This is a genomic window from Methylobacterium sp. CM6257, assembly GCF_054611515.1.
Genome location: NZ_CM137735.1, coordinates 3,809,846 through 3,823,784, shown reverse-complemented (window position 1 = coordinate 3,823,784; position 13,939 = coordinate 3,809,846). Strand labels below are relative to the sequence as shown.

Below are 13,939 nucleotides of genomic sequence, written 5' to 3'. Positions count from 1 at the left end.
CAGCCATTCCACCGGAGGGACCGTCTTGGCCAGCGCTGACCAGCCATCGGAAGCTCTGCGCGTCAACGCCTTCGCGATGCACCGGGCCGAGGTGCTGATGATGCAGCGGCGCCGGTTCCGGCCGCGCCACAAGACCCTGGTCAGCTTCGCGGCGAAGTATCACTACGTGGAGAGCCAGCGTCGGCTGGTGGCCGCCGCGGCGGCGACGGGCGACTTCGACACGATCGAGAGCTGGTCGCCCGACCGCCTGCGCGAGACCCCGTTCTACCGGGCGCACCGGGAGATCCTCGACCGGTCGCGGGGCGCGGGGAACTGGGCCTGGAAGCCCTACATCATCGCCGAGGCGCTGGAGAAGCGGCGCGACGGCGACTTTATCGTCTTCAGCGATACCGGGATGCAGGCGGTGGGCGACGATCCGCTGCCGCCAGTGGCGCCGCTCCTGGCCTGGCTCGACGGCTCGGAGCGCCGGGTCGCGGTGGGCGTGCTGCACGGAAAGCCGCAGCGGGCCTGGACCAAGCGCGACTGCTTCGTGCTCATGGAGTGCGACACGGAGCGCTACTGGAACGCGGACCAGATCCAGGCCTCGTGGATCGCCTTCAGGGTCAGCCCCGCCACCCGCCAGCTCGTCGCCGAGTGGCTGCGCTACGCGAGCGACGCGCGGGTCGTCACCGACATGCCGAACCAGATGGGTCTGCCGGATCTCGACGGCTTCATCGACCACCGCTTCGACCAGAGCATTCTGTCGAACCTGATCTACAAGCTCGACCTGGAGATCCCGCCGCTGCGGCAACCCTCCAAGCAGATCCGGACGCTGATCGACGAGCTGGAGACGGACACGCTGGTCGCGACGCGGCCGTCCGAGAACATCGCCCTGGGCAAGACCTGGACGGCGAGCTCCGCCTCGCCCTGGTCCGGGACGACGGGCATCTACGGCGAGCGTACGACCGGCGACCCGTCGTTCTTCTTCCACACGGCGCTCGAGCGGAACCCGTGGTTCGTGCTCGATCTCGGGGCGGTCGAGCGCGTCTCGGAGATCCGGATTTACAACCGCTGGGGGCAGCTCAGCGAGCGGGCGCAGCTGATGCGGGTCTGGCTGGGCGAGACCGAGGGCGACTACCGGCTGGTCTTCGATGCCGTGGATGCCCACTGCCATCCCGGCCTGCCGCTCCACCTACGGTTCGACAACGCCCGGTTCCGCTACCTGAAGGTCGATCTCGACGAGGAGCAGCACCTGCACCTCGACGGGATCGAGATCTTCGCGGCGCGCTGAGACGGCAGGGCGATCAGCACCGCATGAGCGCGCCGGTGTCCGACAAGCCGCTGTTCCCGTTCGGGCCGATCCTGTTCTTCGGCGACTCGGTGACGGCGGAGCTGACGGCCGGGACGCCGTCGCTCTTCTCCGGGCCCCAGACGGTCGCGCGGGGGATCGCCGGGCAGTCGACCCGGGACATGGCGCGGCGGCTACGCTCCGACGTCGCCCTCTACGGAGCGAAGGGCCTCCACCTGATCGGCGGCCGCGACGACATCCTCAGCGGTGATCGGGCGCCGTCGCTGGACCGCATCGCGGCCGACATCACGGCCATGCTGCAGGATGCGCGCGAGCTCTACGTGCGGACCTGGGTCGGCTCGATCCCGCCGGTCGATCCGGCCGCGCCGGAAGCGGCCGGGCTGCCGTCCTCGCTCATCGGGCAAGTCAATGCGTGGCTGCGCGACCACGTGCAGGCGTACGGCGCGCAGTTCATCGACTACGACGCCGTCCTGGCCACCGAGACGGGCGCGCTCCGGCCCGCGTTCAGCGACGACGGCCTCCGGCTCAACGCGGCCGGCTACGCGGCGCTCCGGGACGCGATGATGGCGGCCCTGACCGCCCCGGGCGTCGAGCAGATCTGGGCCCCGCCGGAGACCGAGGATGCCGCGCGGCGGCGCAAGTTCCTGCACCATTTCGGCTATCTCGATTCGAACACGCGGTATCCGAGCCCGTTCATCCAGTTCGCCGGCAAGCCGGGGGCGAGCCATTACGGCGTCCCGTTCGACGCCAACGGGTTCCTGAACGCGGCCCCGATCACCGAGGCCAAGCCGACCGGCGAGACACGGGTCCTGGTCGTCGGCGACTCGACCACCATCGACGGCGGCGACATCGCCAACACCCTGCCGGGCCGCATCGAGCGGATCCTGCGGGCGGACGGCCTCTCCAGCGCGAAGGTCTACAATTTCGGGGTGATGTCGAGCTGCCTCACGCAGATGACGCACCTGATCTGGTCGCGGCTCGTGACCTACGCGCCGGACGCGATCATCGTGCTCAGCGGCAGCACCGACCTGTTCCAGCCCTGGACCTACGATCCGCGGCCCGGCCACCCGTACAACGCGTTCATCACCGAGCGGCTCTACGACCACTTCTTCGACACGCACGATCCCCGGGCGCGCGAGGACGGCCTGTCCTACGAGGCGCTGGTCACGCTGATCTACGAGGAGCTGAAGCGGCTGCGCGCGGAGGTGGGCTGGCAAAGCCCGGGCTGGGAGGACGCGATCGTCCACCATTACCAGCGCGCCGCCCACCGGTTGACCAAGCTGTCCCACGATCACCGGGTGCCGGTCCTGAGCGTCCTGCAGCCGACGATCCTGCGCAAGCGCCACCTCACCGAGGTGGAGCGCGGCGTCGCCTCCGGGGCGTTCCTGGCCTATCTCGACCGCCAGTATGCCAAGCTGGAGGCGTTCACGGCGCAACTCGTGGAGCGGCGGCCCTACCGGCGCACCTTCACGGCGCTGGATCTCAGCGGGATCTTCCGCGATCGGGAGGAGGGGACGTTCTACGACATCGTCCACTACGACGATCCCGCCCGGGAGATCGTCGCGGCGCGGCTGGCCGGGGAGGTGCGGGACGCTCTGGAGCGGCGCGCCCGGCTCGGCACGCCCTTCGAGCGCGCGCGGCATTTCCTCGGCGGCCGGAGGCGCTGAGGCGGCCGCCTCAGCGCAGCTCGGGGGAGCGCTTCACCCGGTGGGTGAAGATGACCGAGAGCCAGGGCACCACCTCGTGCTCGACTTCGATGGAGAGCAGCACTTCGAGGTGGAGCGCGTAAGGCAGGGTGAAGCGGAAGCCGCACCCGCGGCCAACGGTCGATCTAACGGATCCGATCGCCGGAAGACGTCAAGAGACTGCCGCGCCGGCTCACGCCGCCCATCTCACGGCACCGTCGCCCTCATCCCCGGAGACGCTCGAGGGCCGCGGGCTTCTCAGGCGCCGACCGGTGACCATCAGGATAGCGGCTGGCACGCAGAGGATCAGCGCTACGCCGACGATGCTGATGTGGCCGACGAGGCGCCCGTAAAAACCACCGGTCGCTCCGTAATACCACGACGCGAGCGTCATGCCGATGGTCGCGGCGAGGAGAAGCACGGCAATCTTGAACCACAAGGGCAGGGCTTCCGGCGGACGAGCACGGGTCGCAGGCGCGCTGGCCTGGGCACGATCGGTGTCCCGTTTCGCCAGGAGCGCTTCGACTTGGCTCTGGAAAGCCGCTTGGGCTGGGCCGTTCCGGTCCGAGCTGGCGGTCTCGGTCCGAGCCTGCTCGGCCTGCGGCAGTGTGGTTACCTCACCCAACCCTTCCGCAAGCGGGCCCGGGATCGCGGCCTCGGCGGCGACCATCAGACGTGCCTCGTGCCGGCGCATGAACAGCCACAGCGCGACCGCGCCGAGCAGGACGAAGGCCAGGAGCCCGAGGCCGACCGGCCCCATGACGTTCTCGATCGATCGCCCGCACAGATAGGCACCGAACCCCATGATCGAGGCCCAGGCCACGCCGCCGAGGGCGTTGAAGGCCATGAAGCGACGCGCGTGGAGCTTGTTCACGCCCGCGAGAACCGCCGCGTAGGCGCGCAGCATCGCGGTGAAGCGGCCGAAGAACACGATTTTCCCGCCGTGCTGGCGGAACAGGTATTGGCCGAGCTTGAGCCGGCCGTGGTCGAGGCCGATCAGATGGCCCTTGCGCAGGAGCAGGGGCAGGCCCCACCGCCGGCCGACCCAGTAGCCGGCATTGTCACCCAGGATCGCGGCGGTGGCGGCGATCGCCACCACGACGGCGATGTTGATGTTGCCGGTGCTGCCGGCATAGGCCGCGGAGGTCAGCAGGACCGTCTCGCCGGGCAGGGGCAGCCCGGCGCTCTCCAGCGTGATGATCATAAAGATGGCGAAGTAGCCATAGTGCGCGATCAGGTCGGCGATCGGCAGATCGTGCAGGAAGGACATGCGGTCTCCTCGCGGCTCGCGTCGCGCTGTCGCCGACAAACGTGGCCGCTCCGGGGCGAAATGACGATCTCAGGCCCGCCGGACAGATGTGTGGCGCCGTGAACCGCGATGGCGGCCACGCACACCCCGTCTCTCACGCAGATTGTGGCGTCGCCCCGCTCGCCCGAGCCTCGGCCAGATGCGCGCGCATCCACGCGATCGTGCTGATGAGCCCCTCGCGCAGGGCGACCCGCGGCTGCCAGCCGAGCTCGGACCGGATCAGCGCGGTGTCGAGTACATTGGCGGGCACATCGGCGGCGCGACTCGGCTTGTGCACGCAGGGCAGGTGTTGCCGCCCGAAAGCCGCTTGCAGTTCGGTGATGATCTGGTTGACGCTCAACCCCGTGCCGCTGCCGACATTCATCACCCTGTGCGGCCCGTCATAGGTGACCGCGGCCAGGAACGCCTCGCTGACGTCGTCGATGTGCAGGAAGTCGCGCACCACCTCCCCGGTCCCCCAGACTTCCAGCGGCAGACCCGAAAGGACCCGATGGATGTAGCTCCCGATCAGGCCCTGGTGCTTGGTGCCGAGCTGAAAACGGCCGTACGGGTTGGCGATCCGCAGGATCTGATAATCGATCCCGTGGAGGTGCCGGTACAGGTAGAGCGACTTCTCGATCATCAGCTTGCTGATGCCGTAGGCCGAGATCGGGTCGGTCGGCGCCTGCTCGGGGATCGGGATGGCGCGCGGGATACCGTAGATCGCGCCGCCGGAGGACGAGAACACGAGCTTCTTGATCCGGGCCGAGCGGCAGATCTCGAGCAGGTGCAGGGTGGCGATCGGCGCGGCCGCGAGCTCCGCGGACGGGTCTCGGTTCGAGCTTTCCGGGATCGACCCGGCGATCAGGTGGAAGACGACGTCCTGGCGCTCGACCGCATTGGCGATGGCGAGACGGTCGGCAAATTGGCCGGTGACCCGGGCGACACGCCGGTCGAGCACCTCGGGCTGGGGGTGGCTGCGGCTGAAGCAGGTGACCTCGGCGCCCGCACGCGCGAGACGGTTGCACAGGTTCAGCCCGAGGAAGCCGCTACCGCCCAGCACGAGGCAGCGGACCCCCGCCAGAGACGGCGCAGGCTGGCCAGTTCCGGCGGGATCGACCGGCTGCCCGTCGCCGCTCATGGCTGAGCCCCGGTCATGGCTGAAGATCGGCCTCACGCTGGGTCGAGTCGTGAACCGCCGGTGCAGCGTCCGGCAGCCGGTCCGTCTCGACCAGATCCAGTTCGCGCATGTCGATCATGCGCTCGACCAGGGCCAGGGCGGATCGCTGAAGCGCCTGCCGCGTCGGCTCAAGGGGCGCCTTCCCGTAGGCGCGGGTCGCCGCATAGGCAGCCGCGTAGGCGGCATCCCAGCCGGCCGCGAGGACCGGCGGACCCGCGGCCTCCAAGTCGTCCCGGACGGTAATCCAGGCCGCTTGATAGGCCGCGTCCCAGGCCGCGGCCCGGACCGCGGAACCGGTCTGCCGCAGGGTGAGGTTCGCGACCGCCGCCCGCTTGCGCGCGCGTTTGAGGTGATCGCACAGCGAGGCGAGATCGGCGACGTCCTCGAGCTCGGGCAGGTCGGCCAGCTCGTCCCCCTCGACGTTCAGCTTGGCGAGGCGAAACCACGCCGGCACGTGGGCGCGCACGAGCCAATCGGCCACCATGGCGAGGCGCCGGCGCTCCAGCGGCTCCGAGCCGCGCGTCCCGACGAGGCGTGGGACGAGGGGGAGGATCAGGGCATCGCGCTCGTCCTGCGGCAGGCCGTCAGACCAGGTGCGGATGAACGCCGCGATGCTCGGCGAGGCGCAGGCGGGCTGATCCGACATCGGTTCGCCGGCGATGAAGGCCACGGCTTCCATCGCGCAAAATGCGTCGCCGCCCGGGTGGGCGCCTGCCGCCAGTGAAGTAACGTGAGCGAGGCGATCGGGATCGATCGCCGGACTCTCGATCCGGACCATGGCCGGCCTACCTCTTCTCAATACCGGATTTGCGAAGCCGGGACGATCCGGGGCCAGTGCCCGCTCCACAAATCCCAGTGACTGGCATCCCGAGACCTTCAGCCGAGCCCAACGGTCCGGCGCAACCGAACAGCTCTGGCCCTAACCCGACCGCTTCACGCGATGTGTCAGGATGATCGAGAGCCAGGGCACCACCTCGTGCTCGACCTCGATCCGTAACAGCACCTCAAGATGCAGCGCGTACGGAAGAACGAACTGGAAACCGCAGCGCGCCTCTTCCATCGTCGTCGGCATATCACCCAGAACCGCCGCAATGACGTCCGGCCGATGCACGTTGACCGGATAACGGTGCACCTCGCCATCGACCTCCGCGATCAGCGTCGCCTTCGCTCGGCTCGCTGCGACGATCCAACCCTTGAAGACGACCTGCCCATCCTGGACCTCGGCCCAAACCCGGTCCTTCGGTGCCTCGAGATGAGCCCGCGCAAATGTATCAGGCAGATCACCTTCAAGCTCGGCGATCGTGCAGCCGACCTCGAACTTTTCGAAGCCGCGACCCTCCCCGAAGATCTTGGCGAATTCCTTCTGGTACTGAGCCACACGAAGGTTCTTGATCTTCTCATCCAGGCCAGACCATTGGCCCTTTGTCTGAATCGTATAGACGGACAGTATTTCGCGTAGGAAGGCGATGCGGCCGCGATCCGCGATATGAAGGTTCATGAGCCAGTCGGCCCCCGCTTGGCTCTCATAGAACGATGCCGGGACGCGACGGACGGCTTCCGCGCGATAAAAGCAGCTTGAGAAATTGGCGGTGAGCGGGGAGTTCGCCAGCACCGGGAAGCTGATGGTCCCCGTCGGATATCGGCCCTGCTCTTCGTGCGGCTGATAGACTCCGCTCGAAACGTGGTGCAGCAAAACCCAATTGAAACACATATCGAGCGCGCGGTCGTTCCGCAGCATCCGCATCTGCAGGCCGATCTTTCGATCGGATATCCAGTAATCATCGCCTTCGCAGAACGCGATGAAACGCCCGGTACAGGCCTCGATGCAGTCGCGCATGTTGTGCAACATGCCGAGATTATGAGGGCGCGGCCGGACCAGGATCCGGTCCGGGTGACGGGCGCGGTACTCCTCGATGATCGCGGCCGTGCCGTCGGTCGAGCCGTCGTCGCCGATCACGACCTGCAACCTGAACAACCCGCGCTGCCCGAGCACATTGTCCAGGCAGCGTCGGATGTAGCCAGCATGGTTGTACGCGGTGACGACCACGCTCACGGTGAGCTGGTCCTCCACCCACGCGCGCAGTGCGGCGGCGTCGTGCGTCGGGGGATCGGCCTGATCCAACCCCATCTCCCGCAAGGCGGGCGCCGCGATATCGGGATGATCCTCGATCAACTGCGCCAAGCGCGCAGGATCCTCCTCGCTCAGGTAAGCCTCCGCCAGACGCTTGAAGATCAACTTCTGTGATGCTTCGTATTCGGAGGCGTAACGGCCGCCGAAGTGGCCGCGCAACTGGCGGAAAAACTCGATCTCGGCCTTTCCGAGTTTCTTATGGCGCGCGAGCTCCGTCTCGAAAGCGGCCCACATCCCGGTGGGGTGCTTGCGGTACACCGCCATCACCTGCGGGAGGAAGCCGATGCGGCCAACCTCCGCATGCATCAGATGGATAAACCAGTCAGCCGGCGCGATACCGATGCCGATCTGCAAAGCCTCATCCCGCCGATAGCGCCAACGATAGAAGACACTGTTGGTCTGGATGAAGTTGTGCGCGATGAGATCGGAAAGGGACGGATTCGGAATGGGGTTTTCCGGATAGAGCTCCTCAACACCCGGTATCTCTTCGTAGATCACTTTGACCGGATGGAAACACAACGTATATTCCGGGCGCCGCTCCATGAATTCATATTGGCGCTGGAGCTTATCGGGATCGATCCAATAATCGTCCCCCTCGCAAATCGCGAGATATTCACCGGATGCCCGTGCCGTGAGATCAGCCAAGTTCTTGTTGACGCCGATATTCTCCGACCTCAATACCGCGACGATGTTCGGATGACGCGCGGCATACTCCGCGATGATCTCTGCGGTCCCGTCAGTCGAGCGATCGTCGCCGACGACAAGCTCGTAGGGAAAATCTGTGACTTGGCACAGAATGCTGTCCAACGTCTGCCTGATATACTGCGCCTGATTGTAGGTTATGCAAACGACGGAGACGGCGGGCTTCCCGGCTGCGGGTGCAGCAGGCTCAACGGTCTCGCGGATCCAGGCCGCGAACGGATTCACGAAGCTCTCGTCGACGACTTCGCTCACCTCAACGTTGAAATCCGCGCGCGGGCGCCGTCCGAGGCGTGCCCCGTATTTCACGTAGTGCTCAAGCGGAGAAAGGTCGGTTAATCCGACATCGGGGTAGCGCGTCGCGTACCACTGGTGGTCGAACAAGCCGCTACGATAAATCGTCTGAAAATCGTTCTGCCAGGGCTCCAGGGAAGGCGGAGCGGCAAGGGAAGCCGGCGCGGCGTTTCCGGCGTGGGTCTGCATCGATCGCGTCCTCGCACATGTCTCGGCTGCTTGCTGCCGTAGATCGCGGCGAAAGTCTGATCAACGCAGCCAGCACGGCGTCTGCCGAGCTTAATCGAATGAAGGATGGGTTGAGTGTTCGATTGGATCAGATGGTGCTGTTTTCATAAGCAGCACACACCCGGAAACGCCGTTTGCAGCACCGTTGGATAGAACGCTTCAGGCAGCCTCAGAGCGCGCATGGCGGCCGTGCTTCGGCGTAGCCATGATTGAAGTAGTGGTGAGTCGGATCGACGCCCGCGCCCGCCACGTCACCGTTACATTTGAGATAGAATTCCCGGTCGAACAGGCCCGATGTTTCGAGCCATTTGAGCATCGTTTCTTCGCTGACCACCGGCGCGCTGTTGGAGGTCGCCGCTGAAGCCTCGCGATACAATTGTACGAGCTTCGCGATGCGGGCTGCCACGTCCTTAGCCGCCGGCCGACGGACGGAAGCGGCGACAACGCTCGACTGCTCTCCCGGACGCCGACGCTGAAGGTCAGCCTCGGCCAAGCGCACCAGACGCGCGAGTTCGCCTTGCGCTTCCTGCAGTCGGGCCTGCGTTTCGGCTAACGCTGTCCGTAGCGCCTCGACGTCCTCGCCCAAGAACTGCTCCGTCCCAATCACGGCGTCCTACGACGCCCAAGCTTCCATCGTGCCGCCGGGGCCACACGCAGAACATGAAAGCGGCTCGACCGCTCACCTTATCGGGTGATACGATCGCCTCAACGCCCCGGTCAACCCTTCCCGGACGACCTGAACCGCAGACTGGAGAGCGCCCGGCGCTCTACTCTCCGGGAGCGCCCGAACCGAACGAGGTCGCGGCTACGGTGGTCGTTCTTCGCTCGCATTGCGGCGGCCAATGGAGATGCCTCTCCCGCTCCTTGGCTTCGACACGGATCTCTGACATCCGCTCGATCCAGCCCCGGCGAGGGCGGATGGCACGATCGCGTCCGTGGGGCGACAACCATCGATTCAGGAGGAGGAGGAGATGCTATCAGGCTTCGGCCAGACCGAGGCTTGCTCAGGAACGCTCCGCAGCACGTTGCAGCCGATGCCGATCGTCGCCCCTCTTCCGATCGTCAGCCCCTGAAGGACCTTGGCCATCGGGCCGATAAGGCAGGCTTCGCCGATGTGACAGCGGCCGCTGATCAAGGCGCTGGGCGAGATCGTCGTGTTGTCGCCGATCACCGCATCGTGGCCCACGATCGCCCCCGTATTCAGCACACAGAACCGACCGACGCGGGCATCGACGCTGACGGTCGCCCGATGCGCGACGAAGGTCCCTGCGCCGACCGTCGCCCCCTCACAGACGATCGCGTGCGGCGAGACGAGGGGCGGGCAGGGGATGCCGTTGCGGTCGAGCCAAGCGATAATCTCGGCGCGGGCCGCGATCGCCGCGCGGCTCACGCCCCCCACCGCCAGCGCCACGCCGTCGAATTCCGCCCGGTCGGCCAGCAATTCATCGAGATAGCCGCGATAGCGCCCGACCTGAGCGGATGGCTGTGTCGAGTAAGTCGCCTCGACCAGGTAGCCGTTCAGACGCGCGACCTCGGCGATCTCCTTCGAGAAGCCGCCGCCGCCGATGAGCGCGAGGCGCTTGGGGCTGTCGGTCACAGCGTGGCTCCCCCGTCCACCCGCAGCACCTCACCGGTCACGTACCGCGCCTGCGGCGACAGGAGGAAGGCGATCGCATCGACCACCGCCTCCACCGTGGCGATACCCGTCGGGCTGCGCTTCTCGAGGGCCTCCCGGAACTCCGCACCGTAGAGCCGCGCATGGGCTTGCGTCATCTCAGTATCGAGCCAGCCTGGCGCGACGCCGACCGCACGCCGCGGCGCGAGTTCCCGTGCCAAGCCCTTGATCAGCGCGTCGAGCCCCGCCTTCGAGGCGGCATAGGGAACGATCGCCGGTTCCGGACGCTGCGCGGCGACCGAGGAGACCGCACAGAACACGCTGTCGCGTGTGGAGACGCGGGCGCTGGCGAAGGCCGACGCGAACAGGGTCGGGGCAACGAGATTGATCCGGTAGAGCCGCTCCACCTCGTCGACCGCGAGCGCGCGCATCGGCTTGATGACCTGGATGCCGGCGCAATAGACCAGACCGGTCAGCAGGCCGCGCTCGGCCACGATTCCCTGGATCAGCCCGCCGATGGCCGACAGGTCGGCCACATCGGCGGCGACGGTCGCCACGCCGGCGGCGGCGAGTTCGGCCAAGCGGTCCGCCCGGCGTGCCACGGCCGTAACCTGTGTCGTGGGTGCCAGCCGTTCGGCGACCGCTCGACCGACGCCGCTGCTCGCCCCGACGACGAGGATGTGGCCACCTGTCTCCGACACGGCTCAGCCTTGAACCTTCTGACCGGCCAACGCCAGGAGGTCGTCGGCGGTGTTCGCCTCGGAGATAAGCCCTGGCTCGATCTCGAGTCCCAGCGTGTCGAACAGAGCCATGATGTTGAGGACTCCGAGCGAGTCGAACGTCTCAATCTCCGCGAGCTTCTGCTCGCGGGCGAGGGGGCCCGGCTGATCGAGGATAGCGCCGAGTTCGTCCAGGAACGCGGCTTCCGTCATCGAACACTCTCCTCGAACTCACGTCTGGGCGGAACAGAGATCCGCTCCGCCCGGGTTGGGCGCGCTCCCGGTCGAAGAGCGCGCAGGTGCCTGATCGCGCAAACCTTGTCGTCGATCAGCACGGAAATTTCGAGGCAGAGTTTCGACGTCCTGGCCAGTCCCTTGCCGGATGGCGGTCGCGTCCGCCTCCCGAGCACCGGGTGGATGTCACCGCCGTCACGGCCGGATCCAGCGAGGCGGCCGAGGTGCTGGCGTGGCCGCCCTGATCGGACGCCCCGCGCGCTCGGAAACCGGGGTCTCTCACGGCGGCCCGCCGACCGCGCGCGCCCGACGGGGTCCGTCGCGGTCGGGTCGGATCGACGGATGGAAGCGCGCTCACGATCGAAGGCGGCCAGATCCGTCCGCAGGTTCACCGCCTTCAAGGAAGGGGCCATGGCGACGGTGTTGACGATGCCGAGCGACGGGGCACGCGCGGTGGCCATCCTGCGATCCTGATCTCCATACACATGAGCGTATGTCCGCCCTCCGGCGGCTGACCAGCCCCTCTGCACTCTTCGGAGACGCACCTCTTGCGAGATCCGATTTCATAAAGCAAGCCGCCCCGTGGTGGAGCGGGGCAGGCGAGGCGTCACCGAAGCGGCCGGATCGCGCAACGGGAGCCACCGCGCTTGGCCCTGATCTGCGTTCCGGCCGAGACCTGCGGTGCCCGAGCCTCCTCCGGCGGCGGCCCTCATGACGCCAAGGCGGGATCCTCCGTGACAGCCAATCCGGCCGTCAAATCGGCCACCGCGGCCAGGAGCTTGGCCGGATCGACGGAGTAGCTGACGTGGAAGGGGTGCACGCCGGGTACTTGGATCGAGCGCCCGCGCAGGAACGTGATCTGCGCGCCGCCGGACTCGATGTAGCTGGTAAAGGCGCGGAAGTTGAAGCCCAGTTCCTCATGGATCAGCCCCAGGATCCGGCACCCGGGGCGGCAGAACAGGGTGTTGTTCAACGATGAATTCGACGACCCGACAATGATGTCGGCCGAATGGAACAGGTCGACCTGTTCGAGAAACGATAGAGTCTCTGGGTAGATGACCTCGAAACCGAGGGGACGCAGCCGGTCCGCAAGCTCGCTCTCGTTCACGAGCACGCGCTGCGTGAACGCCTTGCGCGAGATGAACAAGCGCCGGCCGGTGCGCCGGGACAGCGCTCCGCGCTCGCGGGCGCGCTCGAGGATCCGGCGCCTGATCGCTCCGAAGATGTCGGCGGGCCAGACGGTGTCGTAGAAGGGAAGGCCCGGCTTCATCTCGAACGGAAAGAAGGCCGGCACGGGCGCCACGCCGAGCTGTCCGAACTCCACCGGCTTCGCCGGCAGCCGGATCACCGGCCGGCCGCGCGTGTCGAGCAGGCTCAGGATCTCCTCATGCGTCCTCGGCATGTGGTCGTCGATGCAGAGCGGGATCCCGTCCGGGCAGCGCGGGTCGTTGTAGCAGAGCATGCGCGGCAGGAACTCGCCGAACCAGTGCCCGTAGTTGCGGCTCATCATCCCGAACATCATGAGGCCAGCCTCGACCCGGAGCGGGGCTTCCGGCACCTCGACCAGGGCATGCGTCGCGCCGAAGGCCGCCATCATGATCTGGTCGAGGTTGACCCCGTCCTGGATCAGGATGTCCTTCCGTCGCGGATGCGCGGCGAGGTCGTAGACGAGCTTGTCGTCCTTGACGACGACATTGCTGCGCGGAAACGCGCGGGCCTCGCGGATGAAGGCGAGATAAAGGGGCGGCACGTCGAGGTCGCCCGGCTCGGAGGTGAGGGGCGGGGGCGGCTCCCAAAACTTCAGGACAGCCGGCGAGATCCGGCGCGGGGGTACGACCTCGACGTAGGTCGCCTTCCCAGCCTCGGCGAGCGCCTTGGCGCTGGTGATCTCGTACGCAGCGAACGGGCCCGCTCCGAGCGCGCGGCGGGTGCGCTCGTGAAGCGCGATCGCTTCGTCGAACCGGCGCGCGTCGAGCAGGGCGTCGAATTGCAGGCGGCGCAGGTTCTTGATCTTGAGTTCCAGCGTGTCGCCGTCCTTCGTCAGCGCCTCGCCGCCGTACTGGTCGCGGGCGATGTGCGCGAGCAGATAGCAGCGCACCGCGTTCTCAATGGCGCCGCGCAGTTCGTAACTCCACGCCAGATCGATGAAGGAGGGGTCGCCCTGCCCCGTATCCTGGGCGGCCGCCTTGGCCTCCTGCAGGTCCTTGAGGAGGTCCGGGACGGGGTCGAAATCAGCGCGCCGGCACAGGTCGACGATGCGGTTCCGGATCGCCAAGACGCGGTAGTGCGGCGCACGATGCTGCGCCACCCGTGCGGCGAACCCGTAGGCGCGCGCGGCCAAGTCCGACTTGTCCTCGCCCTGAAAGCGGAAGCCGAGGGTCGCGAGATGCTGGGCAGAGAGGTCGCCGCGCTCGGCCGTATCCAGCCTCCGTTCGAGGGCATCGAGCCCCTCGGACGTCCCCGCCTGGGCGGCCTGAATTAGCATTTGCCGAAATGTGTCGTGCATCGTGGTCGACCGTTCGGATGGGATGAGCGAGCGGGCAATACCGTTTGGACCTCAGCCGTCGGACGGCCGGAG

10 protein-coding genes and 1 pseudogene are annotated in these 13,939 nt (G+C 67.1%); 2 read left to right on the top strand and 9 right to left on the bottom strand.

Annotated elements, in window-relative coordinates:
- Positions 1-25: 25 nt before the first annotated feature.
- Complete coding sequence (locus tag ACYCO6_RS18700; protein ID WP_459762082.1) at positions 26-1,270, top strand: hypothetical protein; 1,245 nt, start codon at positions 26-28, stop codon at positions 1,268-1,270.
- Positions 1,271-1,293: 23 nt separating this feature from the next.
- Positions 1,294-2,955: a GDSL-type esterase/lipase family protein gene (locus ACYCO6_RS18695; RefSeq protein ID WP_459762080.1), complete on the top strand. Its 1,662-nt coding sequence runs from the start codon at positions 1,294-1,296 to the stop codon at positions 2,953-2,955.
- Between the two features lie 652 nt (positions 2,956-3,607).
- On the opposite strand, the pseudogene ACYCO6_RS18690 reads toward ACYCO6_RS18695, so the two are convergent.
- The 9 genes and pseudogenes from ACYCO6_RS18690 to ACYCO6_RS18650 all read right to left on the bottom strand — a co-directional run.
- Positions 3,608-4,243 (bottom strand): annotated as a pseudogene (locus tag ACYCO6_RS18690) (DedA family protein); the annotation flags it as partial.
- 133 nt (positions 4,244-4,376) lie between these two features.
- Positions 4,377-5,402: an NAD-dependent epimerase/dehydratase family protein gene (locus ACYCO6_RS18685; RefSeq protein WP_459762078.1), complete on the bottom strand. Its 1,026-nt coding sequence runs from the start codon at positions 5,400-5,402 to the stop codon at positions 4,377-4,379.
- 13 nt (positions 5,403-5,415) lie between these two features.
- On the bottom strand, positions 5,416-6,219 hold the full coding sequence (locus ACYCO6_RS18680; RefSeq protein ID WP_459762076.1) for a hypothetical protein: 804 nt from the start codon (positions 6,217-6,219) through the stop codon (positions 5,416-5,418).
- A gap of 141 nt (positions 6,220-6,360) precedes the next feature.
- A complete protein-coding gene (locus tag ACYCO6_RS18675) occupies positions 6,361-8,754 on the bottom strand; it encodes a glycosyltransferase family 2 protein (protein ID WP_459762074.1) in 2,394 nt (797 codons plus the stop codon).
- 208 nt (positions 8,755-8,962) lie between these two features.
- Positions 8,963-9,379 carry a hypothetical protein gene (locus tag ACYCO6_RS18670; RefSeq protein ID WP_459762072.1) on the bottom strand — a complete coding sequence of 139 codons (417 nt, stop codon included), beginning with the start codon at positions 9,377-9,379 and terminating at the stop codon, positions 8,963-8,965.
- Positions 9,380-9,748: 369 nt separating this feature from the next.
- Positions 9,749-10,390 (bottom strand): LbetaH domain-containing protein, encoded by a 642-nt coding sequence (locus tag ACYCO6_RS18665; RefSeq protein WP_459762070.1) that lies wholly within the window; start codon positions 10,388-10,390, stop codon positions 9,749-9,751.
- The gene (locus ACYCO6_RS18660) at positions 10,387-11,109 is read right to left on the bottom strand and encodes an SDR family NAD(P)-dependent oxidoreductase (RefSeq protein ID WP_459762068.1); all 723 of its coding nucleotides are present in this window, start codon (positions 11,107-11,109) and stop codon (positions 10,387-10,389) included. The genes ACYCO6_RS18665 and ACYCO6_RS18660 overlap by 4 nt, the downstream gene beginning before the upstream one ends.
- A gap of 3 nt (positions 11,110-11,112) precedes the next feature.
- Positions 11,113-11,340 carry a hypothetical protein gene (locus tag ACYCO6_RS18655; RefSeq protein ID WP_459762066.1) on the bottom strand — a complete coding sequence of 76 codons (228 nt, stop codon included), beginning with the start codon at positions 11,338-11,340 and terminating at the stop codon, positions 11,113-11,115.
- 730 nt (positions 11,341-12,070) lie between these two features.
- Complete coding sequence (locus tag ACYCO6_RS18650) at positions 12,071-13,846, bottom strand: glycosyltransferase family 61 protein (RefSeq protein ID WP_459762064.1); 1,776 nt, start codon at positions 13,844-13,846, stop codon at positions 12,071-12,073.
- Between the last annotated feature and the right edge of the window lie 93 nt (positions 13,847-13,939).